The sequence below is a fragment of the Microcoleus sp. M2_D5 genome, assembly GCF_036701935.1.
In the GTDB taxonomy this organism is placed as follows: Bacteria; Cyanobacteriota; Cyanobacteriia; order Cyanobacteriales; family Microcoleaceae; genus Microcoleus.
Genome location: NZ_JAUBRP010000058.1, coordinates 17,476 through 43,237 on the forward strand (window position 1 = coordinate 17,476; position 25,762 = coordinate 43,237).

Consider the following 25,762-nt stretch of genomic DNA (forward strand, 5'->3'; position numbering starts at 1 on the left):
GTATAAAAGGCTTCAATTATTTTGGTTCGTACTGAGCCTTTTTTCTCTTGACAAGTAGATACACTTGTATATGCCTGCGGAAGGAACTTTTGCAGACATCTCGCCATCTCTATCCCTAAGTAAGTTATTTCTTAGGACAGATGGTAATTTTGTCAAATTATTGTTACCTTTTGTAATATAGACTAAAGCCAGATGGGAAATCGGGCATCCCGAAACCAACGGTCGATCGCTGAAACAACTTACAAATCTGGTTAATCCAGGTGTTCAGTTTTAAGTCACCTTTACTTACAGAGGAGTCAAAGTCATGAGCCAACCAGCAGAATTGTCTTTGGAACAGCAATTTAGCCTGTGTTCCTTCAAAACACAGGTAAGTGACATGAGCCGCGAACAAGCTCAGGAGTTTTTGGTCAAGCTTTACGAGCAAATGATGCTGCGGGAAACCATGTACCGCCATTTTCTGAAACACCACTGGGGTTTAGAACCTAACCCAGGTGTTGAGTAGCAAAGAGTCGCAGTCGGCGACCTCCGTCTCTTACTCACTTCCATCAGGCGGAAAGGAGTTGGGGGTGATGGGGCGTCACTCGAAGGCAGAAACTAGAAGGCATCTGTACAGACGTGAGGAAAATTTGACAATTCCTTTGTGGATTTCACTGAATGTGGAAGTCGAGGTCAGCAGTTTGTCGATCGACACCACTGGAGAGTACAAAGATAATTTATCGCGTCTCAACTCGAAAATTGGACAACTATTAATAAAAAGTGTTAATTTTTTAACCACTTAAAATTTTTAACAAATTCAATATATTTGTGTTTATTTGCAGCGGATGAGGTTTGACAACAATGGCGCTAGTCGGACATCTGAGCGCGACCTCCGACTAGCAAAACCTTCAGTTTTCACATCACAATGCCTAGAACTGGCAACTGTGGACTTTAGAAAGAGTTATTCCGGCTGACGTTCCAGAGTCGCCTCCATTGTACTTGTCAAGTAATGACCAGACATAATGCCGCTAGATTGGTAGTAGCGGTTCTCATCAACCCGGTGAAGGGTATCAAAACCCGTCCGCCGCTGGCGTTCGTCTCCCAATACCCAATAACGCTGGACGATCGACTGGGGAGCAATCCAACCTTCGCCCTCGACGCGGGCGAGTTCGCTGTGTTGGAGTACAAAAGTATACTGCCGTTCATCGCTGTTGAGGTGTCCTCGGTACTGCAAAATAATCTCTTCGCGATCGCCTCCAGGAAATACGAGCTTTGTCACCATACTGAACCAATCTGTTCGGTTCCAGCTCACTAAAGTTTTGCCTTTAACCGTAATTGGTACGCCATTGCGCTCAATCCAGCTTCCTTCGAGCGTCCATTGGCCAGATTCCATTAAAAACGTGTGAGCCACAGTGCTGTTCCTATGCTTTTCCTGCTGGCTACAATGCTGGTGCAACAACGCACAGCCGTTGTCCCTCAGACTCTATGCTATCACGCCCAACTGTGCCAACAAGAGTTAATTTCTCCTAAAAGTACCGATGTCCGGGCACCAGTAACTTGAGGCAGATTGCCGGGAATGCCCCGAACCCGCCATGCGGCTAAAACCGCGAAAGCGATCGCCTCTTTAAAATCTACATTCAAGCCTGCCTCAGAAGTAGTCAACACTTGCACTGGATGCAATTGAGATTGCAATCGGCGTTTTAAGTAGAGATTGTGGCTGCCGCCCCCGCATAGTAAGACTCGATCGGGCATAGCCGGTAAAAAAGTTTGGTAACTGTGAACGATCGAGGCAACAGTCAGTTCTGTCAGAGTAGCCAGCACGTCAGCAGGACTGAGGTTGTAACCTTGGGCCCCGACCAAACACCTGTCAAAATAGTCTACACCAAATAACTCTCGCCCCGTTGATTTCGGCGGTGCTTGGCGGAAGAACTCTGATGCGAGCCAATCCTCGACTAAAGCTTGACAGGGAGTTCCCGATGCCGCCCAAGCTCCACCTTCGTCGATCGTCTTAGTGCCACCTGAGAAGTGCTGTACTGCCAAATCTAACAGCGAATTCGCCGGGCCTGTATCCCAGCCCGATATGCCCTCCCCAAGACTGAAAATCTCAGACTCGTCATGGTTTCCCCCTTTTCCCCTGGCCGGAAGATAGGTAACATTGCCAATTCCACCCAAATTTTGGATGCAGAGGCTGAGGTTGGGGTCCGCCAGCAGGCAGGCATCAACTATTGGCACTAAGGGTGCTCCTTGACCCCCGGCAGCAATGTCTGCCGATCGAAAGTTGCTCACAGTTGTAATGCCTGTCAATTGGGCAATTACCGCGCCCCGCCCCAGTTGCAAGCTGTAGCCCATTAACGCACCGGCGCTGTCTTTCTGGGCTTGCCCAGCAGGTCGGTGGTAGACGGTTTGACCGTGAGAGCCGATTAATTCTGCATTATCATATTCTGCTTGAATTGTCAAGGCTGCCGTGGCAAATTCTTGGGCTATGGCATCATCTAATTCTGCTAGTTCAGCCATTGACAAAGCTGAGCCGCTGCAAACTGAGAGAATTTGCGATCGCAAATTAGCAGGATAAGGGAAAGTCTTGCCGGCCACTAATTCCACTTTCAAGTCTGTGTGGGAACCGACGACATCCACCAAAGCAGCATCAATGCCATCCACCGACGTGCCGCTGATCAAACCGATAACGCGGGTCATTCTATTTTAGATTTTAGATTTTAGATTTTAGATTGTTCAATTTTTCGATTTTTCGATTTTAGATGGTCGGGTGCGATCGGGCGATGAATATTATTTGAGGTCGATCGTCACGATCACCACAGTAATATTATCGCGTCCCCCTTTATCCTTAGCTGCTTGAATTAAAGCATTTGCAGCGCCCTCGCAGGCGCGAATCGACTTCAAAGGCGAAGCTATCAAAGGATCGGAAAGTTCTTCAGTCAAGCCATCGCTGCAGAGCAGCAAGCGATCCCCAGGCTGCACGTCCACCGGCAAAATATCTATCTCCCGCAAATCATCGCGGCCCAAACACTGCGACAAAACGTGACGCCAAGGATGAGTGCGAGCCTGGTCAGGAGTTAGGGCCTTTCTTTTCACAGCCTGAGCCACCCAAGTCTGGTCTTCAGTAATCTGTTCCAAGCGAGAGCCGTGCAGTCGGTACAAGCGAGAGTCCCCGATATTAGCGCACCAGGGTCTGCCCTCATCCCTAAACATGAGAACCACAGCCGTAGTTCCCATATCAGCACGCTCCGGGTGGTCGAGCTGATCCGTCAAAATTGCTTGATTGGCAATTAAAAAAGCCTTTTCCAACAACAGCGGAGAATCCTCTGGCCCTTCCCAATGTTCGAGCAAATAAGATTGAATCGCCTGAGTCGCAATCCGGCTGGCTTCTTGACCTCCGGCGTGTCCTCCCATTCCATCGGCCACTATGAAAAATCGCCCGTCAGAGTCTATGTAGTACGAATCCTGATTTACGGAACGAACTAGCCCTGTGTCTGTCTTGCCTGCGAAAGAGCGTTTCATAGATTGGGTGATTGGACTCATCGAACTTGAAAGCTTGATTTAATGGGGTGCGATTTTTTATTCCAAAACTTAAATCCCGAACAAACTTGAAATTTTGCAGCCCGCGATCGCGAGTTTTGGAAAAATTGCACTACCTTGACCTTATATTGTAGATCGTATGATGGTAATCCCATCTTAAAATTTCGGTAAGTAAATCCAGTAAATTCAGCAATACCTGCAAAAAAAAACTGGATTTACACCCAAAATCCGAGGTTGGGCTGGCGAGAAATCTAGGCAGCAACAGGGTTTTTAGCCTCAAAGGGCGTAAGTGTCGTAAATTTCAGCAATCTGTGGTCAGCCAGCCAAAACTTAACATTCGAGGTCAACTTTTGGCTGGCGAGAAATCTCAAACCTGAAATTTCCGATCCCAAATTGCAAAATTACGACATCCGATCCAAGCGATCGATCCGCTTGAACAAACGCAGCATAGCAAACCCTGCACCCGCCGCCAGCACTGCCACAGCGACAGCCGGCCAGACTTGATTGCTGACAAACAAAATTGTCGCCGACAAAGTAAAAGCACTCATCAGCAAAGCATAATTCGTGCCCATTTGAGCGCTGCTCATGCGACGGAGCAAGCGTTCAGTTTCGGCAGAACGGACGCGAATCCGCAAATCTCCCTGTTCGAGTTTATCAATAGTCTCCTCAATCCGGCGGGGCAAACCCAAAGCACTCGAACTCACCTGAGCCGCCTGACGGCCGATTTCGTTAAAAATGCTGCTACTTGTATCATGGCCATTTCCATTAGTCATAAGCTGCATGGCAAAAGGTTGTGCCACCTCCATAAAATTGAACTCGGGATCTAAACCTCGGCCCACCCCTTCGATGGTGGAAAAAGCTCGCATTACAAAAGTAAAAGTAGCTGGGAAGCGAAAAGGTTGATTGTAGGCAATATCGTAAAGGTCGTCGGTAATCGCGCTCACAGACTGAGTTTCAAAAGGCTTGTCCATGAAGTTATCCAGCATATACTGGATGCTGCGGCGCACCGGACTCATATCACCCGTAGGCACCAAAGCTCCCAAATTGATGAGAGAATCCATAATCCGCTGTCCATCCTTGGAAGCAATGCCGTAGAGCGTCTCCATCAGCCCTTCGCGGACATTCGACTGGATTTGACCCATCATGCCAAAATCGTAGAAAATCAGACAACCGTCAGCACTAACAGCGATGTTGCCGGGGTGTGGGTCAGCGTGGAAAAAGCCGTCGTTGAGCAACTGCCGCAAATAAGCTTTTGCGCCCAACTGAGCAATTAATTTACGATCGATACCGGCCGCTTCCAAAGCTTCGTAGTGGCTGATTTTAATCCCTGGCAGGTATTCCAAAGTCAGCACTCGTGGAGCCGCGTACCGCCAATAAACCCTCGGCACCCGCACCCAGTCACAGTTGCTAAAATTGCGGCGAAAAGTATCAGCATTGCGGCCTTCATGGAGATAGTCAATTTCCAGCCACAGAATGCGACAGCATTCCTCATAAATCCCCATCCAATCGCGGCCGCGGCCCCACTTAGGATGGTTTTGAAAGTAACGGGCAATTCCCTTAAGAATTTGCAAATCGATCTCGAACAGCTTCCGCAGTCCCGGCCGCTGCACTTTGACGACGACTTCCGGGCCCGAATGCAGTTGAGCTTTGTGTACCTGACCCAGACTGGCAGCGGCCAGGGGCACCGGGTCAAAGCTGCGGTAGAGTTCTTGAACTGTCTTGCCCAAATCTTGCTCGACAATTACCTCTAACTGCTCGTAGCTGAAAGCAGGAACTTTATCTTGCAGCTTAGAAAGTTCCTCGACAAACTCTGCTGGGAACAAGTCGGCGCGGGTGGAAAATAACTGCCCGACTTTAATGAAAGTTGGCCCCAAATCCAAGAGTGTTTCTCGAACCCAGATAGCTTGAAAGCGCCGTCTGGCAACTTTCTTTTCTTCAGTCACGCCTCCCCAGTAGCTCCAATTTTTGCTGTCGAGCCAGAGGGAAGCCAGCCAGAGCAAAACAAAGGCCCAAATGTCGAAGAAGCGCCGCTTCCGGGAGTATTTTTCGCGATTCCAGCGATAAGCTTTACTTTTGTAGGATTTACTAGCAGTTTTTTGCTCATCGGCTTCGCCAGCGAGCTTGGGGGAGCGCTGGCGATTAACAGAGTCATCAAGGAGAGCAGACACTTGGGTTCCCAAATTGCTTATTTTATGTTGTTGCTTTGATTGAAAGTAGGAGCGCAGGAGCGCAAAGCAGTGCGCTCACGTAGTAAATAATAGTTGTGGTCGAATCGATCGCTAGGGCAAAGTGCTGCGGTAGCGCTGCAATTCCGATCGCACCAGAGCCACTTCGGCGCGCAGCTCGTCAATAGTCGCTTGCAAATCAGCGGGATGGATGTCTTGAATGGTGGTGGTGCGATCAGTGCCAGTTCTGGTCTGCATCGCCTCCTGCGAAGCTCTATTTGCCCGTTCCACAACTCGATCGGTGAACTGTCGCAGGCGTTCTCTTTGTTCTGCGTCAAATTTGCCGAGTTCAGAGAAAGCGTTGGTTGCTGCGCTTTCTAATTGCTCGTACAGTGCTTCGGCAAGTGCTCTGCCTACAAAAAAAGCATGAACTGGGGGTTTACTCATAAAAAATCTCTGTGCGCTTCCGCAACAAATTATAACTTGCTTGTTCCCGATGATGCTTGCTCCCAAAGGAAGGAATTTTGGGGGAATTGACACTCCCACCCCGAGTGTCGGAAATGGGATTGTTGAGAGTTAGAACAGTCTAACGCGCCGCGGCTTAGCCCAAAAGCCTCGCTTGCACTGGCTCGAATTCGAGGTTGGGGTTGCTTTGTAGCAAAATGTTTGCAGCTTGGCAGTATTAATCCGCGACCTCACACTACCTCAGCGCCGCGCACATATTCTAACATAATTTAAATCAAAATAGAACACAGTCATGCTTTTTTTTTATGGCATATGGATGGCAGAGGGAATAGGAAATATGCCATAAACTTAGACGGCGACTGTTGGAATTTTTAGATGCGACGGAAGTTTTTGGAAGATAGTCATTGGCTAGGTATGGCTTTATTATCTCAACTACCGATCGCCTATTTGCTGACTCATAAAACCAAGTGTTTGTCCGCACTTTTAAGGAACAAAAACCATACTAATTTGTCGCAGGTTCGGGAAAAGGCACTGCGGGATCTGCCACAGGGGGGGGTGAATCAGGTGCGATCGAACTATCTGAATTGTTGCCACTGCTGCTTGGTATCGCAGGCTCGGGCGATCGCTCGATCGGCGACGCTATTACTGGCGACGGGGATGCCGACGGCGGCAGGGTTTCAGCGCTAGCACTCCCAGGGGCAGGCGGGGCGGGTGCGGCGGGCGGTTCTGGCGGCAGGGGCGCCACTTCCGGTACCGGTGCGGCTTCTGGTTGGGGATCTGGCTCGATTTCGGTTTGAGGCTCTGGAATGGGGGACTCAGAAGACTCCTCTGCGGGTTCGGGCGTCGGGGAGGGTTCCGGTTCGGCTTCGGCCTCTGGGGCGGGAGTTTCCTGGCTTGGAGACTCAGAAGGTTCGGCGCTAGTTTCTGAGGGCTCGATCTGTTCGGGAATGTTGCTGGTGTCTAAGGGGGGTTTGGGACGCTTGTTGAGTTCGATCGGGTAGAGAGGGCTGCTTTCGACAGACGGCTGCCCGAACATCGGCCCTGACAAATCGCGGGATTTGAGCAAATCTTCGAGAGATGGGAAGGATTCACTTTTGGGCCCATTGCTGAGACTGGTGCTGTTGTAGTGCGATGCTAGGTCAAAACCCATCCAGCCTGCAATTGCAGCCGTTACGACAAACGCCAGAAAAGTCAACTGCGGCGGGGGAGGTGCGGGCAATCTTAGACTTTGCTTGCCTTTTCTTTTTACTGATACTCGCTCTGTTTCTTGCAGCATGGTGAGCCAATTTTCCACTGTCTGAGGGCGGTTGTGGGGGTCGATTTCGAGTCCCTGAAGGATGGCTCGCTCGATTCCCGGGCTGAGGTTGGGCTGAAATTGCCGCAACTCAGTCAGGGGAATGCGATCGCGCAGGGGTGCTGCTACGGGCGCTACACCAGAGAGCAAGTAGTAGAGGGTGGCGGCGATCGCGTAGATGTCTGTGGCCGGTGTACATTTACCGTCATGGAGGTATTGTTCGATCGGCGCGTACCCGGGGGAGAGCAAGTTGGTGTGGGTTTGTTTGGTGCCGGCGGTAAAGCCGCGGGCAATTCCGAAATCTATTAACATTACTACGTGAGAATCGGCTCGCCGGATAATATTTTCTGGCTTGATATCTCCGTGCAGCAATCCGCTGTGGTGAACTGTAATTAAGGCTGAGGCTATTTGCCGAATATAGTGCAGCGCCTGGGCTTCTGGGAGCGGCCCATCGGTTTCGACTATTTGGGCGAGAGTTTGGCCCGGAATGTAGTCCATTGCAATAAAAGACTGTCCGGCTTCTTCAAAAAAGTCGATTACCCTGACTATGTTGGAATGCTGACACCGCGATCGGTGTTGGGCTTCGGCAATAAACTGCTGCTGAAATTGGGCAGATTCTGGGTGTTGGCGCAGACTTTCGTTGAGGGTTTTGAGTACGACGGTTTGGTTTAAATGGGTGTGGATAGCTCGGTAAGTGATGCCGAACCCTCCTATCCCTAAAGTCGCGTTAATTTTGTATTTGCCCTGTTGCAGGACTGTTGCTGGCGCTAAGTTCATCTTCAGTTGATGCCGTTTCCCAAACTATGCTACCGCTTTTGGGTTATTTCGCAGAGTTAGGGGTGAGGTTCGAGCGATCGGCGCCCTAGTTTGAGCTTTAGCTCTGCTATATCTTTAATCTTGGCATCCCCACGTCATTTTATAGACCAGATTAGCTTTTTGGCTCTGATGAAGTTCAGGCGAGCGGCATAAAATAACAAAGCAGGCTTCGTATCGGGCTTCATCTTGAGACTGCAAATGCCTCAAACCTTTTAAATAAAAAGGCTGTAAGCATTATCCAGACATTTGTCGCCCACAGCCATCAATGCTTCAATCGCTGTTCGCCTTACACAGCAAGGCCTGGAGGCAAGCTCAAGTTCCCTCCTTCGGAAAACTTGAGCTTAAGTTGTCACCAATGGGGTTTTCCTAGTAACGAGAAGCGATCGATTAGCAATTAGCAAATTAGTAATTACTTTTTCTTTGGTTTGAAAATGTCTGTTAAACAATCACATTACGAGACTTTACTAGCAGAGTACAGCGAATCTTCTGCCGCGATCGCCCTGCTGAAAAAATATCGGGTTTACATGGAAATGATTCCGAGTATCCGCCGCGCCCATGAGAGTTTGATCGCAATTCCTTTGCCAATTGCGCGCTTGCGGGACGGGGTTTCTTATGCCGGAAGCAGCGGCACTAGCATATCGCCCGGACAGGCAGTTTGTTTGCCCTGCGATTTGGCGATTTTGATGTGCGATCCTGAATGGAAAGTTAAAATTGGAGTGGAAATTTTGATTTTCATTCATCGTCCGGGCGAAGAGTTTTCTGAGTTGCTCGGCCGCTGGCGGCAGTCTCAGGTTTGGCTGGATAAAGGTTACGAATGGGTGATGCCGCACCGCTACAGACATATTTACAGCGATGAAGCTGAGGCTGTTCATCCGCTATTTGTTTTGTTTGAGGAAACGCCGGAACTGATTCAACGGGGTTTGATGGCGGCTGGTTTGCCGTTTGTGATAGAAAGTTTCGACTCCTCGATTGAGGAAGTAGAGGAGGAAGAGTTTCTGGGTAGCGGGGAACTGGGAAGTATTGGTGAAGAGAGTTTGGATTTGTAGGGTGGGTGCGATCGCATATAGCAATTCTAGTTCTTGAAGTAAACTAATTTTTTTTTCAACGAACCGCAGAGGGCGCAGAGGGCGCAGAGAAAGAGAAAAGAGAGAAATATTGATGTTTGCGAATCTCGAATCTGGTTGTTATTTGCAAATATTCAAAAATATTTTGGGTGGGTAAAGGAATGTTTATGCTCCCCGCAGATTCATGGAGTAAATCTAAAATCTAAAATCTAAAATCTAAAATCGAATGACCCCTCTAGCTGGGTCGGAAATTTTAGCTTTCATGCTGGTTGCGTCGCCTCATGTAAGCTGTTCGGCATTTAAAGGACTTGCGTAAGGTGCGTCAGCATCTAAGGTTTTCCGTTTCTGCGTAAGGGTTCGCGAATGACGCACCCTACTAGCCTCGTTACTGGTTTAAATGCTCCACAGCTTAAAGGTGTGGCTTGATATTTTTCCCTCCAGCATGATATCATCAGGCTGCTCTATTTGGTTTGTTAATTTAGATGGGTTGTTAATAGAGAATTTACTAAATGAACCGCAGAGAACGCAGAGACCACAGAGGGGAGAGAAAGAGCAAATTATAATTTATTGATATGAGTATAATTTTCTATTAAACTGGAGCTATTGAAATGAGATTGTTAAAACCCTGGCGTTTAGTTTTATTAGGTCTAGTTTTTGGGATGGCTGTAATTTTATCAAATTGCGGCACTCCTTCAAACACGGTTAGCAATAATTCTTCAACTCCGACAACTCCTGCTCCGGTTCCGGCTGGGGCTTTAGTTTACGGTGCTGGTGGGCCGCCGGTCAATCTGGAACCGGGAAATATTACTGATGGCAATTCGGTGATTGTTATCGACCAAATTTACAATCGCTTGACTGATTTTAAACCGGGAACTGTGGAACTTGAGCCGAGTCTCGCTACTGAATGGTCAAGTTCTACAGATGGCAAAACTTGGACTTTTAAGTTGCGTTCGGGGGTAAAGTTTCACGACGGCACGGATTTTGATGCGGAAGCTGTTAAGTTTAATGTGGAGCGCTGGTGGGATGCGAAAAATCCTAACGGTTTTCGAGAGGCGGGCAAGAATTATCCGATTTGGAAAAATTTTTTTGGCGGGTTTAAGGGAGAAAAAGATTCTTTAGTAAAAGATGTGGCAGTTGTTGATAAGTCTACAATTAAATTTGTTTTGAATCGACCTTTTGCGGCTTTTCCGTCGGCGATTGGGTCTGGTTATTTCGGGATGGCGAGTCCGGCGGCGGTGAAAAAAGCGGGTGCTAAATACGGCACTCCGGGGGCGCTGGCGGTGGGGACTGGGCCTTTTGTGTTTAAGGAATGGCGATCGGGCGATCGCATTATCTTAGCAAAAAATCCGAATTATTGGAAAACTGGTACGCCAAAAGTCAATCAATTGGTAATTCGTTTTGTTGACGATCCGGCGGCGAGATTGGCTCAATTGAGAGCAGGACAACTTGATTTTACTGTGGATTTGACGCCGGATCAATTGCAAGAAGTTCAAGGAGATCCTAATTTAGAAGCTGTTGTGCGACCTTCTTTTAATGTCGGTTATTTAGCCTTAAATCAGAGTTACGAACCTTTATCAAAACCAGAAGTCAGGCGGGCGATCGCTCAAACAATTAACAAGCCAGCAATAGTCAAATCTTTCTGGGGAGAACTCGGAAAACACGACTCGGAATTTATCCCGCCTGCGCTGGATTGGGCGGCGTCCGATCGAGTGAAAGATTATGAATTTAACCCGCAGCAAGCTAAAGCATTGCTGGCGAAAGCCGGTTATCCGAACGGTTTTGATTTGGATTTGTGGTATATGCCCGTTAGCCGTCCCTATTTTCCCACGCCGAAGCCGATCGCTGAGGCTTTTGCGGCGGATTTGAGCGCGATCGGGATTCGGGTAAAATTGCTGACGAAGGATTGGTCTGCTTATTTAGCCGATCGGCTTAAACCTCCCGGCTTTCAAGCTTTTATGTTGGGTTGGACGGGCGATTATGGCGATCCAGACAATTTTTATTATCCTCACTTCGGGCCGGGTTCGACGGGGGATTTGGGAAATTGGAAAAATCCGAAAGTTCTGGAACTTTTGGATCGGGGGAGGGCGAGTGGGGATAAAGCAGCTAGGGCGAAAATTTATGCGGAAGTTAGCCAGATTTTGCACGGGGAAGCTGTACGTTTGCCGATCGTACATTCGCAGCCGCTTTTAGGGAAACGCAAGAATATTCAAGGTTGGATTCCGAGTCCTTTGGGATCTGAGTCTTTTGAGGATGTTAGTAAGTCTTGAAAAAGGCTGATCTTCCCTGGATATAGTTGTGTAGGGGCGGGTTTTACCAACAATAATTGCCCAAAACCGACCATCTCAAAAACCCGCCCTCTTCTACTCCTGGTTCCCTAAGAAAGAAAGGGCGGGTTTATATATATTTTTAGTCATTTCAAGTATTTATCGTAAAACCCGCCCCTACCAATCATATAATAATATGTGCAAATGCCGCCAAAATCGAGCTATAGCGGTTCTCAGAAAGATGAGGTATGAATGACAGCTTATATAACCACTGAAACGTATAGGACCGGGGCCCAACTACGTACCTCATCTTTTTGAGAAAGGCTATAATTAAATATCTATTAAAAATATGATTCAATATATTTTTAAACGTTTGCTGGGACTATTCCCAGTCCTTTTCGGAATCACTCTGCTAGTATTTATATTTTTGCATTTGATACCGGGAGACCCAGCTACAGTGCTTTTGGGAGAACGGGGAACTCCCGAACAGGTAGAAGTTTTGAGAGCAAAATTGGGTCTGAATCAGCCTTTACCTTTGCAATATTTGGCTTTTTTATGGAGTTTGCTGCACTTGGATTTGGGAAATAGTATTATTAGCGGTATCCCGATAATTGATGAAATTACAAGTCGCTGGCCTGCTACTTTTGAACTGTCTGTGGTGGCGATGTTGGTGGCACTTGTTATCGGAATTCCGGCGGGGATTTTGGCTGCTGTTCGGAAAAATAGCTGGCTGGACAATCTCGCGATGAGTGGTTCTTTGGTTGGCGTATCTTTGCCGGTGTATTGGTTGGGATTGATGTTGATTTATTTGTTTGCTGTTTATCTGAAATGGCTGCCTCCTAGCGGCCGGATTAGTGTAGATTTGGGGTTGGGTTTTAAGTCGATTACGGGTGTTTATGTTTTGGATGCTTTGCTGAGGTGGGATTTGGTGGCTTTTCGGGATGCGGTCGCCCATTTAATCCTTCCAGCTTTGACTTTAGGAACTATTCCTCTGGCTATTATAGCTCGCATCACTCGTTCTGCGATGCTGGAAGTGCTTTCTCAAGATTACATCCGCACTGCGAGGGCGAAGGGATTGCCGGAATATTGGGTGATTTTGAAACACGCTTTGAAAAATGCGTTTTTGCCGATCGTCACAACTATCGGTTTGCAGTTCGGCAGTCTTTTAGGCGGCGCTATTCTGACTGAAACGATTTTCTCGTGGCCGGGAATTGGTTCTTGGATTTATACGGGTATTCTGACGCGGGATTACCCAATTGTCCAAGGAGGAGTAATTTTTGTGGCTGTAAGTTTTGTACTGATTAATCTGGCGGTTGATATTTCCTATGCTTTTTTAGATCCGAGAATTCAGTACCGTTAATCAAAAGGAAATTAGACACGAAATGCTTGTTTAACATCCGGCAGCAGCAGGTAGTAAATGCTAGCCACTGCAAAACCCAGAGTTAAAAAATTGACTGCTGTACCGCCGCTGCCCAACATTTTGGCAATTTGCGCGAGGGTGGCGATGATATGGACAATTAACGTTCCCGTCCAAGCCCAATTTTTGAGTTGAAACAAACCCCAAGTTAAGAGTAAGGAGAGGAGGCCTAAAATAAAACTGATTCCCGCAAAAATTGCAATGAAGCCGCCGATTACAGTGCCAACTTTCGCCCCGCCGAAAGCGGCACCGAGACCGCCAAAAATGCCAGCAAAAAGTAAGATGAACAAGCCGTCAAGGAGGCTGAAGACGCCGCTAATTAGCTGCAAGATTGCCAGAACTGTAACGCTTTGAGGACGATTCATTGTTTTTATTTTCCATTTTTAACGGATTTGAAAAATATTTTAACCTGTTGCGGGCACAGGGCGGATATGTATTCAGGACTTACGCACCGCTACCCGTGAAACCGGGTTTATGAGAATAAGTCTGTCCATACTCTGCCGTTGCGAGATTCGGACTGGCAGATCCCGCTGCGACGATCGCTAACACGAGCCCGCAATCACCTAGTGACGGTCGATCGCCCCCTGCCAGATCCGCCTTTGTTGCTGGTGAGAAGCGCTCTCCTAGATGCCAAAAATAATATTATCTGCTAAAATATATTTTGATTGACCAGCAGCTAGGAGCGATTTTGTTGAGATCCACCTCTTTTGGCTGAAAAAACTTAACATTTTTTAATAACTTGCAAAAATTAGCTATAATTGTTTACAGGTGCTGGTTGGGGAACTTTTGATAAATCACCCGATCGGATGAGTCTGAAAGACGATGCCACGCATCAGCAAAAATTTTACCTTTAAGGTAATCCTGAGATTAAATTAGGTGAGTCGGTATGATCGTTAGCCCTAAAAAGGAAACTGCTCAGGTCAAGGTGGAAGATACTCAGACTGTAGACACCAATCAGACTGTAGACACCAAGGCCGCAGAGACCAAAATTGCAGATAAAAAAACCGCCCAAAAGCAGTCTCCGAAGAAACCCGCGCGCAAACCGCAGCGGTGGGCGATTGGGTTGGTTGCAGCCGGGTTGCTAGCTGTACCGACCACTATATATATAGCAAAAAGCCGATCGCAGCCGAAAGTAGATGCGATCGCCACTATGACAGTGCCGGTGGAAGCGCAAAACCTCACGGTGCGGATCACGTCTAGCGGCACCGTGCAGCCCGTACAGCGCGTGAATCTCAGCCCTAAAGGCTCCGGCCGGATCGCAGAATTATTTGTCGAACAGGGCGATAAAGTCGAAGCAGGACAAATCGTGGCGCGCATGGAAAGCCGCGATGTAGAAGCTCAACTAGCTCAAGCTAAAGCCCGCGAAGCCAGCGCGCGAGCTAGACTGGCCAAAATCGAAGCAGGAAATCGATCGGAAGACATCGCCAGCGCCCGAGCGCGCTTAGAGCAAGCCGAGGCCAGTCTCGCGCAAGCCCAAGCCGGTAGCCGCGTGGAAGAAGTTGCAGGAGCCAGAGCCCGCTTGCAGCAAACTCAAGCTGGCTTGCAGCGACTGCGGGCCGGCAGCCGCGTGGAAGAAGTCAGCCAAGGGCGAGCTCGTTTAGCCCAAGCTCAAGCTCGTTTAGCAGACGCTCAAACTGGTAGTGTCAAACAAGAAATTGCCCAAGCACAAACGCAAATTGACTCGAGTAAAGCCCAAGCCGAACTAACAGCTCAACGGGTGGAACGCAACCGACCTTTAGTTGAAGAAGGTGCTCTGGCTAAAGATAAACTTGATGAATTAATTAAAGAAAATCGTACTGCCCAAGCTAAATTAATAGAATCTCAAAAACGCCTGCAACAACTGCAAGAAAGTCGGGAGTCGCAAATTCAGCAACTGCAAGCTGCTGTGCAAGTCGAGCAGCAAGCATTGAACCAATTGCAAAACGGCACGCGATCGGAAGAAATTGCCAGAGCTGAAGCAGAAGTTGCCGAAGCTAGAAGCAAATTAGCGCAGCTAGAAAACGGCAACCGTCCAGAAGAAATCGCCAAAGCCGAAGCAGCAGTTGCTGAAGCCAAAAGTCAATTGGCGGCACAAGAAAACGGTTCTCGCCCGGAAGAAATAGCTCAAGCTCAAGCTGAATTAGCTGAAGCTCAAGCTCAAGTCCGCTTTCAAGAAGTGCAGTTAGAAGATACAAAAGTTCGCGCTCCCTTTGCTGGAATTATTACCCAAAGATACGCAATTCAAGGAGCTTTTGTAACTCCAGCAACTTCGGCCTCGGAAGCTACTTCGGCTACTTCGACATCGATTGTCGCTCTAGCTAGAGATGTGGAGGTTTTGGCGAAAGTCCCGGAGGCTGATATCAGTCAAATTAAATCGGGTCAAGAAGTTGAAATAGTGGCTGATGCTTATCCAGATAAAGTGTTTAAAGGTCGCGTTAAATTAATTGCGCCGGAAGCTGTTAAGGAACGGGATGTGACGCTATTTCAAGTGCGAGTTGCGATCGATACTGGCAAAGAGTCGCTGCAATCGGGGATGAATGTAGATTTGAGATTTGTCGGTCAAAAGCTGAGCAATGCTTTAGTTGTGCCTACGGTGGCAATTGTGACTAATAAAGGTCAAACGGGTGTGCTGGTTCCCGATGAGAAACAACAGCCGAAGTTTAAAGCTGTTACCGTTGGATCGACTATTGGCAACAAGATTCAGATTTTAGAGGGTGCCGCAGCGGGCGATCGCGTTTTTACCGAACTTCCTCAAGGTAAAAAGCTGGAGGATATTATCAAGAATCAGAAATAGGGCATAGGGCATGGGGCATAGGGCATGGGGCATGGGGCATTATTTATCTCGATCGCTCTAGGGTGTTTTCAAACCCCGATATCCCGCCTAACACCCCTTAATAAGGGGGGACAATAGTATTCAAAGTCCCCCTGACTAAGGGGGATTTAGGGGCATCAAGACTCGGCTACAAGCGAGTTTATTATGGGTTTAAATATTAAGTTGACACCAATAATCCCAATCCCAAATACCCAATCCCCAATCCCCAATCTAAAATCGAATAATCCCAATCCCCAATTTAAAATCGAATAATCCCAATCCCCAATCCCCAATCCCCAATCCCCAATCTAAAATCTAAAATCGAATAATCCCAATTCCCTAATCGAAAATCTAAAATCCAAAATCTAAAATCGAATTATGGATATTGTTGAAAGCGTCAAAATGGCCGTCACAACTTTGATGGCAAACAAGCTTCGCAGCACCTTGACAATGTTAGGAATTATCATCGGCAATGCTTCTGTCATTTCGATGATCGGTATCGGCGAAGGAGCTCAAACATTTATCGAGGGACAAGTTAACTCTCTGGGTTCAAACTTGCTATTTATTATTCCCGGAAGTCCTGAAGCGCAAAGTCGCCCGGTGATTCCGCCCCAGACTTTAGTAGTGGAAGATGCAGAGGCGATCGCATCTCAAGTTCCTTCTGTCGAAGAAGTCGCACCAACTCTCAATGACAGTCAACTCGTTACTTACCGCAACAAAAATGTCTCATCTTCCATTGTCGGAACTACCCCTGAATTTCTTACAGTCAGAAGCTTTGACGTTGCCCAAGGTCGTTTTTTAAGCAAATTAGATTTAGAAAGACAAGAAAATGTGGTTGCTTTAGGATCGGAAGCAGCCGAACAATTGTTTGGTAATACACCGCCACTTGGTCAATACATTCGCATCAAAAACTCGACTTTTCAAGTGATTGGTGTCATGCAGGCGAAAGGCTCAAGTTTTGGCGACAATCAAGATATGAATGTTTATTTGCCGCTGACAACAATGGCTAATCGAATTGTTGGTCGCTCGTCTCCCTACGGCACAAAAGTAACATTTATTTCGGTTTCCATTAAAGATGAAAGTATGATGCAAGCTGCCCAATTTCAAATAGAAAATTTGCTAAGATTGCGTCATAAAATTACTAAAGAGGATGATTTTACTGTTCGCAACCAGAAAGATTTAATGAATACTTTGGGCAGCATTACTGGTGCTTTGACTTTGATGTTGGCTTTTGTGGCGGCAATTTCGCTGTTTGTAGGCGGCATCGGGATTATGAATATCATGCTGGTTTCTGTTACCGAACGCACGAAGGAAATTGGATTGAGAAAGGCGATCGGAGCTTCTCAGCAAGATATCCTGATTCAGTTTATGATCGAGTCTGTGATTTTGTCAGCGGCAGGCGGGGCGATCGGTACTGGATTCGGTATCGGCGGCGTGCTTTTAGTAGGTGCTTTTACTCCCCTGCAAGCTAGTGTTTCCCCAATGGCGATCGCACTTGCAGTTGGTGTTTCCGGCAGTATCGGCTTATTTTTCGGCATCGTACCTGCAAAACAAGCTGCTAAATTAGACCCGATTGTGGCATTGAGAAGTGCATAAGAAGTCAGTAGTCAGTAGTCAGTAGTCATCAGTCAGATCGTATCAGGTAAATTAACCTTAATGCCTGTAGGGGCGGGTTCACTAACAATAATTGCCTATAATCGACAATCTCATAAACCCGCCCCCACCAACACGATAAACCGCAATCTACCTCTTTCTTGATACCAGGTTTTAAGGTCGTAATTGAATAACGGGCGTAGCATCTGAGAGTACGACATTGATTGCGGTTCGCCAATATCTGCAATACAAAACCAGAAATCTGGTAAACCCGCCCAGATCGAAATATTATGCGCGATCGACCGCCCTTGATATCATCGGTAAGCTTACAAATTACCCATTCCCAATTCCCAATTCCCAATTCTCAATTCCCAAAGTATGAATTTTATTGAAAGCGTCAAAATGGCAGGTCAAACGCTGCTAGCCAACAAAACTCGCAGCAGTTTAACAATGATCGGGATGATTGTCGGCAATGCCTCAGTAATTGCGATGATTGGAATTGGAGAAGGAGCTCAAAAATTTGTAGCAGGACAAGTTCAATCCCTGGGTACAAACGTATTAATCGTGAGGCCTGGAGTTCCCAACGCGAGGCGAAGTACCATCTCAAGTGCGCCTCAAACTCTTGTATTGCCAGACGCAAAGGCGATCGCAACTCAAGTCCCATCCGTTCAAGGCGTGTCAGCAGAACTTAACAGTTCCGAAATAGTTCGCTACAGCAACAAAAATGTTTCGTCTCTAATTTTCGGCACGATTCCACAATTTCTAGAAGTCAGAAGCTTTGAAATGGCAAAAGGACGGTTTTTGACCGAACTTGATGTTAAGCAAAGTAACCAAGTTGTGGTTCTCGGTTCCGAATTAGCGGAGAAACTTTTTGGCAATACAAATCCGTTGGGCGAACAGGTGCGTATCCAAAATGTCAGCGTCAAAGTAATTGGAGTATTGGCGCCCAAAGGCACATCTTTTGGTACGAATTTTGATAATTCCGCCGCTGTGCCGATCACCACAATGGCCAATCGCATAGTCGGGCGCAAATCTCCCTACGGTTTGGCTGTCACGTCGATATTTATTTCTATTAAAGATGAATCGCAAATGGAGGCGGCGCAATTTCAGGTAGAAAACCTGCTGAGATTGCGGCACAAAATTACTACTGAAGATGATTTTACTGTCAGAAATCAGAAGGATTTAATGGCAAGAATGGGGGCAATTTCCGGCGCTTTGACTCTGATGTTAACTGCTGTTGCCAGCATTTCCCTATTAGTCGGCGGCATTGGGATTATGAACATTATGCTTGTGTCCGTCAGCGAACGCACTCAGGAAATTGGGCTCAGAAAGGCGATCGGCGCATCTCAACAAGATATCTTATTTCAATTTATTGTCGAAGCTGTGATTTTATCCGCTGCCGGAGGGATAGTCGGTACTTGCGTAGGTGTCGGTGGTATCTTGCTTGTAGGTAATTTCACGCCCTTGCAAGCTGGAATATCACCCGTGGCGATCGGCCTGGCTGTCAGTGTATCCGGTGCAGTAGGCCTCTTTTTCGGCGTTGTCCCGGCCCGCCAAGCGGCAAAACTAGACCCGATCGCAGCTTTGAGAAGTGCTTAATAAATACAGCATATTTCATGTAGATGTGGTACACACAATCTTCTAGCCCGCTGTTTGGTGCGTCGCCACCCGTCAATCTGCAAGTTTTATCCACCAATATGAAGCAGATCCGCACCCTACAGATTAACACCACACAATATAGCTCTATAGTGTACTTTATGAACCACCGAATATGCTGTATATACTTACTCAGTTACACAATCCGCGTCTTTTATGCCGGTAAAAAGTATCTTGCTCTAAATATAAAAAAAAATGTTTTTTTGTGAAACTTTAACAAGTTTGCAGTATCGCAGTCAGTTTCAATGTCTGTAATTTTACGCAGATTCAAAGCGCCAAACTTCATAAAAAGCCGGTTAAATATTAAATAAAGCTTGGTTGTGGCGTTTACTTCTCAACCATAAAATTTAATTTTATTAAATAAAGAGTAAACTCACATCTTGCACCATTGTTAAGAACGGGCTCTCCGGCCCGTTCCACAAGAAAATTGAGTTTTGTGGAACGGGCTCTCCGGCCCGTTCCTAAACAGGTAGTTGATAATGGTGCAAGATATCAGTAAACTAACCTAAGCATCTACAGAGTTTACGAAACCTTTGCGATTTAATCAAAATATCCAATAAATAAACATGGCATCCCTCACCCCTAGTCCTAAATTTGACTATCTCGAAGGAACCACCCAACCAGACAGATTTAACGCCTTGGATGGCAACGACATAATTTATGCCAACAGCGGAGACGACTATCTCGAAGGCGGTGCAGGCAAAGACAAAATCTGCGGCGATCAAGGCAACGATACGATTGTTGGTGGTGCAGACGACGACATCCTCTGGGGAGGCAAAGGCAGCGACCTAATTGGTGGCGATTCCGGCAACGATATCATCTATGCGGGCGCCGGTAGCGATACCGTGAGCGGCGGCACAGGCGATGATATATTTGCCATTGCTAAAGGCAGCGGTGGCCCAACTGTAGCTACAGCCGACTACATCGCCGACTTCGGCAACGGGAATGACAAAATTCGATTGCTAGACGGCCTGGGCTTTGAAGATTTAAACATCCAGCAAGGCACCGGCGCCAACAGCAACAGCACCATAATTCAAGACAAACTCACGGGCGAGTATTTAGTAGTATTACCGGGAGTAAACAGCAACACAATCAACCGCGACCAATTCACCAATCAGCTATCGGCAAACCCTGTCATTGAGTGGAACGGAGTCATGCTGAATGCAGTGCGGACAGCCAGTACCGCGCCTCCCCTCGCCTCCCGCAACATGGCAATGGTTCACGCAGCCATTCACGATGCTGTTAACTCGATCGGCAAAAAATACAGCCCTTACCGGGTCAACATAGACGCACCAGCAGGCACGTCAGCAGAAGCTGCCACCGCCGCAGCAGCCCACCGCGTCTTAGTCAGCGTCTACCCAGCGCAAGCAGCCACATTCAACGAAGTATACGCATCGTCTTTAGCTAAAATTACCGACGGCAAAGCCAAACAAGACGGGATAGCCCTCGGACAGCAAGTTGCCGACCAAATTATCAGTTCGCGGAGTACAGACGGCATCACGAAAGTAGTGCAGTACACCCCCAAAACCGACCCCGGTAGTTGGGTGCCGACTCCCCCCGCCCTTGCCGCCGCGCTGGCACCACAGTGGGCAGAAGTTACTCCCTTTGCCATGACTGGCGGTTCTCAGTTCCGCCCGCCCGGCCCGCCCGCCCTTGACAGCGACCTGTACGCAGAGGAAGTTAACTACGTCAAAGAAATCGGCAAAAGTGACAGCCTCACGCGCACCCCAGACCAAACAGCGATCGCCAAATTCTGGGCCAACGGCGCTGGGACGTTTACCCCTCCGGGCCACTGGAACCAAATCGCCGAAGAAACAGCGACTCTCACCGCCACCTCCCTGGAAGATAGCGCCCGCTTGTTCGCCCTGCTGAATATTGCTCTCGCCGATGCAGCTATTACCTGCTGGGATGCTAAGTACCAATACAACTTGTGGCGGCCGGTGACAGCTATTCGCCAAGCTGACACAGACAACAATCCCAACACGACAGCCGACCCCCTGTGGACGCCTCTGCTAACTACTCCGCCGTTCCCTGAGTACATATCGGGCCACAGTACCTTTAGCGGTGCTGCCGATCCTGTTATGAGTGCTGTATTTGGTTCGGATTACGGCTTTGCCGATCGGGGAGACAGGAGTGTCAACACTTTGCGAACCTTTGAGAACTTCACCGAAGCGGCCGACGAATCGGGTATAAGTCGCATTTACGGAGGGATTCATTTCATGAGTGCTAATGTAAATGGTTTGAGTGCGGGTAGAAATGTGGGGAATTATGTTGTTCAGAATTTCTTAGTCTAAGAAAGTCGGGGCGGGTTTACGAGATTGCTGAGATGTTGCACCATTTTCAATAATCGTTTTAGGAACAGGCAAGATGCCTGTGAAGCGAGAAATCAAATCTTTGTGGAACAGGCCGAAAAGCCTGTTCCTAATTATTCCAGCAATTCTACAGTGCCGAGATACCCGTCTACTCGGACTTTTTGACCGTCCCGCAAGCGAGTTGTAGCTTCAGAAATATTCATAACTGCGGGAATTTTGTACTCGCGAGCGATAATTGCTCCGTGAGATAATTGTCCGCCAACTTCAGATATAATTGCTGTTGCTCCTAATAGCAGCGGTGCCCAACCTGCATCGGTGTAAGGAACTACTGCGATCGCATTTTCTCCTAAATCTGTGCTCGCATTGCGGCAAATCTTGACAAAGCCTTCGACAGTACCAATACTTGCTGGAATTCCCTGGATGATATGAGTTTCCCATGTTGCGGAGTCGATCGACCTTTTCTGAGAATTTGGCAGCAAATTGCCGTACACTACAGGGGGAATCGGGCGATCGCGATCGGCTACCAGGCGATCGCGCCTTTGGCTAATTGTATCCTGAAAAGAAACACTCGCGCCGCTGCGAATCCACTGCTGAATTTCCCCAAATTCCAGATAAAAAATATCCCCGCTTTCGTCAAACACCTGCATTGCCAATCCGCAAGCTTCTATCTCCAAAAAAGTCCACCGTAAATGAGCCAACAACCGCGCGTAAATTTCGCTAATTTCGTTTTTGACAATCGCTCTTTCTTGACATTTATCTAATCGCCACTTCTGCGAAAAAGTCAATCTTTTTGCACGCTTTTCAACTAAATTAGTTTCGGCTTTTTGAGCCATAGTTATTAGCAACTTTTGATAAATTTCCGGTTGTTCTCGCCAAGTAGGAACAGCAATATCCGTTCCCACCTCGCTCAAATATCCGTAAATATCAAGCCACCTTTCAAAATCTGCTTGTAAAGCCGGACTTTCCGCAAATGTTTGTGCTAAATCTGCGACTGAACCAGTTTCGTCAGACTGCGAAACACCAGCTTGCCGCAATTTCTGAGCCAACTGCTGTAAAGCTCGCACCGAAGCAATTTCAGGAGCGCTGTCATTGTCCAGCCATTCATCGGAAACGCGAAAAATTGCCTTGCGAATAGCCAGTCCGATCGGCCCTAATATATTGTAGTAAGTAATCGGTTTCAGCCACTCCTGAATTTGCTCCGCTCTCTCCAACAATTCCGACAAATATTGATAATCGGGCATTGGACATGGGGCATTGGGCATTAATATTGCTTCTTCGCTCGAACCTCTTCCCTCTTCCCTCTTCCCTCTTCCCTCTTCCTTCTTCCTTCTTCCGACTGCCATCGGACTGACATCCGTTACATCCGTTACATCCGTTACAGAATCCGTTGCCGAACTTCCCTCTTCCTTCTCCAGACTTTGCAGTGCCGGGAGGAAAATAGAACTACGATCGCCCTTAAATTCTGCATTGAGCGCCCTTTCTCGCTGCACCAGACGCCACAAACCGGGCAAAGAAGGCAAAATCTTCCCCAAAGGCGGCTTGCCCATTTTTTGCCCTCTCAGCAAAAATTCCAAACCCTGCTCCGGCAATCCCATCATCCGAAAGATTTCGCCCAACAAAGTAGCATTAAAATAGGCGTGAGAACCCAGCAAAGTTGCCGTTTCATTAAAGTTTAAGCCACTGGCGCGATCGGCCAAAACCACCTGAAAAATCTCTCCCCAAACCCCGCAAGTCAGCGGCCGATTAATCGACCAAGTTAGCGGGCGGATTGCACCGGGAATCACTTCTGCTGCAATAGTGCGCGTCCAAAAAGGCTGCAAATTAGTAATCGGGCGGCTTTGCAAAATCCAAACTTTTTCCCCGTCCCAACTCCACTCAATATCCTGGGGAATTCCGTGAAAAAATGCTTCAATTGCTTGCGCTTGTTTCACCAATTCTGCTATAATCGATTGAGCAATAATTGAATTACTTTGAATTTCTGTTAATTGTTTTTCTAATAATTCAGGTTTACTAAAATCAATTTCTAAGTGAAGCGGAGTACATTGTCCGCCGACAACAGCTTCTGCTCCTCCCGGTAAAGCTTCTATAATTACCTGGGAACCGCCATCTAAAGGATTGCGACTGAACATGACTCCCGCCAATTCGCTGTCAATATAAGGCTGAATTAATACAGCTATTTGGGTATCTGGCAATTGTCGCTGTCGGCGGTAAGCCACAGCTTCGGAAGTCCAATAAGACTGGCGGCAGCGATTAATGCCGTCGAGTAATTCTGCTTCAGTGAAAACAGGGCCAATAGTTTGATATTGTCCGGCGGCTGAACTCGTATCGCCATCTTCTCCCGCAGCAGAAGAACGAACAATCATGCCATTTTGGATTTTGGATTTTAGATTTTCGATTAAAGAATTAGGAATTGACAATTCCTCACCCTTTTCTAGATGTCCGATGCCCGATGCCCGATGCCCGATGCCCGCTTCTTGTGATAATATCCAACCAGCAGGTACGTTAAATCCGGCTCGTTTTAGTTGAGACAATTTAGCAGATTTATCGCCGCAGATAGCAGCATCTAACGAGTCATCAAGAGAAAACAATTGCTCTGATTTAGATAAAGCCATATCATCACCCTGACTGAAATTAATTGCTGCTAACACAACAGCTAATCCTGCTGCTGCTAAAAATTCTGGCATTGATTGTCGCCACACCCAAACCCAAATTGGCGTGCACAGACACCCGCAACGGGAAGCAAAGAGTCTCGCCCGATCGCCCTTACCCCACCACCGCTGTGCCAAACCCCACACCAGCAGCCCCCAAATGCCCGATGAAACAGCCACCGGCGGCGAAAATACCAAAAGACCCCAAACAGCGTTGGTCACGCCTCCACCTCTGGCGATCGCATATCTGCCCGCAACTAGAGGAATTAACAAGGCAAGTGCGATCGCCGGTGCATCTGGGAAGCAAAATCGCCCCGCCAAAACCGGCAAAATACCCCTGGCAATTTCCGCCAACACCGCAGCAATTCCCGCTAATTTGCCCCCGTGAATGAAAGCTGCAGACACCCCCACATTCCCCGTGCCCAGCGCCCTCAAATCTCGGCGGCTAAACACTCGCACCGCCCATCCCGTTAGCGGTAAAGCACCCAGGCTGAAACTAGCAGCCAACAGCAATGCTATTGTCCCCAACGGCATAAAATCAGCTCTCCTATTTTCAAGCTCTAAACATTATGACCGCAATTCTGCCACTTTTTCTGTCTTCCGATATATCAACAAAACGGCATTAGCACTTAAGATAATGTAAAAGTAGAGTAGATAAGGATTTAGCTTAATGATAGATATCAGCTTGACCGCTCCTATGGGAGTTCTTGTTGCACCCATCAAGCGAGTAGCGATCGATCTGCTGATGCAGCAGCCAGTGCCGGAATCAAGTGTCAGCTTGACGGCTCCAATAGCAGTTCTTGGTGTTGGCTTTGTTGCCGCAGTTACGATCGGCTCGATCGCCTGGTACAACTCCAAGCGCCCACCCGGTTGGGAATCCAAAGAACGCCCTGATTTTGTACCGAAAGTTGATAAAGACGATTTGATTGCTGATGTTTCTGACTCCAAAGGTAAATAAAACAAACTTTCTTTAGAGGAATAAAAGCAGGACTTGTGCATTAATGAGAAAACTCGGTTATTGCGAGTTTGTCATTGCCAGCCGGAGCAGCAATTTCAATGGTTCGCTTGTCCATTTTTTGCACAAGTCCTAGAAATTTCAAATCCCCATCTAAAATCTACAATAAGGTGCGCCCCTAAGCACCCCATATACAGCATATTCCATTTATATGTGGTACACATAATCTGATGGCCCGCTGTAGGGTGCGTCGCCACCCATCAATCTGTAAGTTATATCCAATATCTCGTAGATCCGCACCCTAAAGATTAACAGCACACAATTAAGGTTTCTACTGTACTTCATAAACCACCGAATATGCTGTATCAAGGACTAAGGCTAAAAAGTAGTTTGAGACGGTACATAGAGCCTAAAGTGCGCCCAGTGCACATACAGATGCTGGGTCTAAAAATGATATGGAAGTTCTGGCCAAGTCTTGTGAATATTGTGTAGGGACTATTCAGAAAAAGCCCCTACAAATTGACTATTCCGCGCCAGTTATGCTTGCTTATTTTTGCAGCGGATTAAGTTTCGTAACCGAGCTTTCGTTGGCATCTTCAGCGGTATCTTTCAGAAAACCAGAAGCATCCTTAAAGGCTGCGCCTACTCTTTCTCAAATATTGGCATCGGCTTCCCTCTGTCCGTCTGGTACTTCTAACAGAGTTTTATCTCCGGCGAGTTGGGGGTCAAACTTAGGATCGCGAATTAAATAACTTATAATTTTAATTGTTATTGTGGGATGGGCGTCCCGCCCGTCCTTTTTGGACGGGCGG

Annotated in this window: 17 protein-coding genes; 9 read left to right on the forward strand and 8 right to left on the reverse strand. The window is 47.5% G+C overall.

Translation table 11 applies throughout. From position 1 onward, the window contains the following. The first annotated feature begins 304 nt into the window (after positions 1-304). Positions 305-502: an NblA/ycf18 family protein gene (locus tag QUA50_RS21415; RefSeq protein ID WP_006635253.1), complete on the forward strand. Its 198-nt coding sequence runs from the start codon at positions 305-307 to the stop codon at positions 500-502. Between the two features lie 435 nt (positions 503-937). On the opposite strand, the gene QUA50_RS21420 is transcribed toward QUA50_RS21415, so the two are convergent. The 6 genes from QUA50_RS21420 to QUA50_RS21445 form a co-directional block, all read right to left on the reverse strand. Next, entirely contained in the window at positions 938-1,387 is a 450-nt protein-coding gene (locus tag QUA50_RS21420; protein ID WP_333056052.1) for a hypothetical protein, read from the reverse strand. Between the two features lie 80 nt (positions 1,388-1,467). After that, positions 1,468-2,670, reverse strand: a complete 1,203-nt coding sequence (locus QUA50_RS21425) for an anhydro-N-acetylmuramic acid kinase (protein ID WP_333266602.1) — start codon at positions 2,668-2,670, stop codon at positions 1,468-1,470. A gap of 90 nt (positions 2,671-2,760) precedes the next feature. Next, positions 2,761-3,492 (reverse strand): PP2C family serine/threonine-protein phosphatase, encoded by a 732-nt coding sequence (locus tag QUA50_RS21430; protein WP_333064224.1) that lies wholly within the window; start codon positions 3,490-3,492, stop codon positions 2,761-2,763. A gap of 419 nt (positions 3,493-3,911) precedes the next feature. Continuing rightward, positions 3,912-5,678 carry an AarF/ABC1/UbiB kinase family protein gene (locus tag QUA50_RS21435; RefSeq protein WP_333266600.1) on the reverse strand — a complete coding sequence of 589 codons (1,767 nt, stop codon included), beginning with the start codon at positions 5,676-5,678 and terminating at the stop codon, positions 3,912-3,914. Positions 5,679-5,789: 111 nt separating this feature from the next. Beyond that, on the reverse strand, positions 5,790-6,122 hold the full coding sequence (locus tag QUA50_RS21440) for a DUF6825 family protein (RefSeq protein WP_333266598.1): 333 nt from the start codon (positions 6,120-6,122) through the stop codon (positions 5,790-5,792). 520 nt (positions 6,123-6,642) lie between these two features. After that, positions 6,643-8,211: a serine/threonine-protein kinase gene (locus QUA50_RS21445; protein WP_333266596.1), complete on the reverse strand. Its 1,569-nt coding sequence runs from the start codon at positions 8,209-8,211 to the stop codon at positions 6,643-6,645. Positions 8,212-8,681: 470 nt separating this feature from the next. On the opposite strand from QUA50_RS21445, the gene QUA50_RS21450 reads away from it, so the two are divergent. From QUA50_RS21450 to QUA50_RS21460, 3 genes are all read left to right on the forward strand, one after another. Further along, a complete protein-coding gene (locus tag QUA50_RS21450) occupies positions 8,682-9,296 on the forward strand; it encodes a hypothetical protein (RefSeq protein ID WP_333266595.1) in 615 nt (204 codons plus the stop codon). Between the two features lie 626 nt (positions 9,297-9,922). Next, a complete protein-coding gene (locus QUA50_RS21455; protein ID WP_333266593.1) occupies positions 9,923-11,581 on the forward strand; it encodes an ABC transporter substrate-binding protein in 1,659 nt (552 codons plus the stop codon). Between the two features lie 346 nt (positions 11,582-11,927). Next, entirely contained in the window at positions 11,928-12,938 is a 1,011-nt protein-coding gene (locus tag QUA50_RS21460) for an ABC transporter permease (protein WP_333266590.1), read from the forward strand. Positions 12,939-12,949: 11 nt separating this feature from the next. Here the strand turns inward: QUA50_RS21460 and QUA50_RS21465 are convergent, their stop codons facing one another. After that, positions 12,950-13,360, reverse strand: coding sequence for a hypothetical protein (locus tag QUA50_RS21465; RefSeq protein ID WP_333266589.1), 411 nt, complete (start codon positions 13,358-13,360; stop codon positions 12,950-12,952). Between the two features lie 521 nt (positions 13,361-13,881). Here QUA50_RS21465 and QUA50_RS21470 point away from each other — a divergent pair. The 4 genes from QUA50_RS21470 (at position 13,882) to QUA50_RS21485 (ending at position 21,329) form a co-directional block, all read left to right on the forward strand. Further along, positions 13,882-15,768, forward strand: coding sequence for an efflux RND transporter periplasmic adaptor subunit (locus QUA50_RS21470; protein WP_333266587.1), 1,887 nt, complete (start codon positions 13,882-13,884; stop codon positions 15,766-15,768). Positions 15,769-16,164: 396 nt separating this feature from the next. After that, entirely contained in the window at positions 16,165-17,382 is a 1,218-nt protein-coding gene (locus QUA50_RS21475) for an ABC transporter permease (RefSeq protein ID WP_333266585.1), read from the forward strand. A 375-nt stretch (positions 17,383-17,757) separates the two neighbouring features. Continuing rightward, positions 17,758-18,978, forward strand: a complete 1,221-nt coding sequence (locus QUA50_RS21480) for an ABC transporter permease (RefSeq protein ID WP_333266583.1) — start codon at positions 17,758-17,760, stop codon at positions 18,976-18,978. Between the two features lie 623 nt (positions 18,979-19,601). Then, a complete protein-coding gene (locus QUA50_RS21485; RefSeq protein ID WP_333266581.1) occupies positions 19,602-21,329 on the forward strand; it encodes a phosphatase PAP2 family protein in 1,728 nt (575 codons plus the stop codon). A gap of 131 nt (positions 21,330-21,460) precedes the next feature. Here the strand turns inward: QUA50_RS21485 and QUA50_RS21490 are convergent, their stop codons facing one another. Continuing rightward, positions 21,461-24,529: a glycerol-3-phosphate acyltransferase gene (locus QUA50_RS21490; RefSeq protein WP_333266579.1), complete on the reverse strand. Its 3,069-nt coding sequence runs from the start codon at positions 24,527-24,529 to the stop codon at positions 21,461-21,463. A gap of 211 nt (positions 24,530-24,740) precedes the next feature. On the opposite strand from QUA50_RS21490, the gene psb35 reads away from it, so the two are divergent. Next, entirely contained in the window at positions 24,741-24,953 is a 213-nt protein-coding gene (gene psb35 / locus QUA50_RS21495; protein WP_332981549.1) for a photosystem II assembly protein Psb35, read from the forward strand. The last annotated feature ends 809 nt before the right edge of the window (positions 24,954-25,762 follow it).

What these genes read in the sequence shown, in the direction of transcription:
- QUA50_RS21415 (WP_006635253.1), top strand. Translation starts at nt 305, where the DNA reads ATGAGCCAACCAGCAGAATTGTCTTTGGAACAGCAATTTAGCCTGTGT.
- QUA50_RS21425 (WP_333266602.1), bottom strand. Translation starts at nt 2,670, where the DNA reads ATGACCCGCGTTATCGGTTTGATCAGCGGCACGTCGGTGGATGGCATT.
- QUA50_RS21430 (WP_333064224.1), bottom strand. Translation starts at nt 3,492, where the DNA reads ATGAAACGCTCTTTCGCAGGCAAGACAGACACAGGGCTAGTTCGTTCC.
- QUA50_RS21440 (WP_333266598.1), bottom strand. Translation starts at nt 6,122, where the DNA reads ATGAGTAAACCCCCAGTTCATGCTTTTTTTGTAGGCAGAGCACTTGCC.
- QUA50_RS21445 (WP_333266596.1), bottom strand. Translation starts at nt 8,211, where the DNA reads ATGAACTTAGCGCCAGCAACAGTCCTGCAACAGGGCAAATACAAAATT.
- QUA50_RS21450 (WP_333266595.1), top strand. Translation starts at nt 8,682, where the DNA reads ATGTCTGTTAAACAATCACATTACGAGACTTTACTAGCAGAGTACAGC.
- QUA50_RS21455 (WP_333266593.1), top strand. Translation starts at nt 9,923, where the DNA reads ATGAGATTGTTAAAACCCTGGCGTTTAGTTTTATTAGGTCTAGTTTTT.
- QUA50_RS21460 (WP_333266590.1), top strand. Translation starts at nt 11,928, where the DNA reads ATGATTCAATATATTTTTAAACGTTTGCTGGGACTATTCCCAGTCCTT.
- QUA50_RS21465 (WP_333266589.1), bottom strand. Translation starts at nt 13,360, where the DNA reads ATGAATCGTCCTCAAAGCGTTACAGTTCTGGCAATCTTGCAGCTAATT.
- QUA50_RS21470 (WP_333266587.1), top strand. Translation starts at nt 13,882, where the DNA reads ATGATCGTTAGCCCTAAAAAGGAAACTGCTCAGGTCAAGGTGGAAGAT.
- QUA50_RS21475 (WP_333266585.1), top strand. Translation starts at nt 16,165, where the DNA reads ATGGATATTGTTGAAAGCGTCAAAATGGCCGTCACAACTTTGATGGCA.
- QUA50_RS21480 (WP_333266583.1), top strand. Translation starts at nt 17,758, where the DNA reads ATGAATTTTATTGAAAGCGTCAAAATGGCAGGTCAAACGCTGCTAGCC.
- QUA50_RS21485 (WP_333266581.1), top strand. Translation starts at nt 19,602, where the DNA reads ATGGCATCCCTCACCCCTAGTCCTAAATTTGACTATCTCGAAGGAACC.
- QUA50_RS21490 (WP_333266579.1), bottom strand. Translation starts at nt 24,529, where the DNA reads ATGCCGTTGGGGACAATAGCATTGCTGTTGGCTGCTAGTTTCAGCCTG.
- psb35 (WP_332981549.1), top strand. Translation starts at nt 24,741, where the DNA reads ATGCAGCAGCCAGTGCCGGAATCAAGTGTCAGCTTGACGGCTCCAATA.